Raw genomic sequence first — 624 nt, forward strand, 5'->3', positions numbered from 1 at the left:
GCAGGCCGTCGCGCATTTTATCTGGCCTACTTTTAGCAGGACCCTCCCTATCTGGTTACGTTCTACGCTTGCCTGCCATGTCCCTTCGCCTTCCTACGCTGCGCCGCTTTGGTTTTTGGGCGGGGCTTTTCCTGCTGCTCGGCAGTCTGCTGCTGGGCGGGCTGCTGCTGCTGCTAGCCAGTTTCGTTTTTCCGCTCGCTATGTTCCTCTTGCCGGTGCCGGCCGGTGGGCTGCTGCTCGGGGTGGTGCTCATCGTAAAAGGAGCTCAGCCGACCTGGGCCAAGCTGCTCGCCCTTTCCCCCGTGCTGGGCCCCCTGCTGCTGCTGCTGCTGCTAGAGGCTGTCTCCTTGCTGCCGCCGCCCCAAAACCACCTGGTCTTCCTGCTGCCGGTCGGCTTTCGCGGGCAAGTCACGCTTAGCCAGAACAATCTTGTAGCGGAGCCGGAGCCGCGGGTGAACGGCCAGCTCCTGCTGGAGACACCCCGCTATGGGGGAACTTTAGAAATCCAGAACTCGCTCGGCGCCGACGATTTGCGCACGGCGGAATACTACGTGGTATCGGCCAGCGGGGAGCGCCTCTATTCGCTGCCCCAACTCACGGAGCAGGCCGTTGCCCCGGCCGGCC

The 624-nt window shown here is 63.8% G+C and carries 1 protein-coding gene; it reads left to right on the top strand.

Annotated features, from left to right (window positions below):
• Positions 1–77: 77 nt before the first annotated feature.
• Positions 78–624: hypothetical protein (locus ACYVGC_RS24970; RefSeq protein WP_460586568.1), on the top strand; the 547-nt coding region annotated here is incomplete at its 3' end.

The organism is Hymenobacter arcticus (assembly GCF_054779975.1).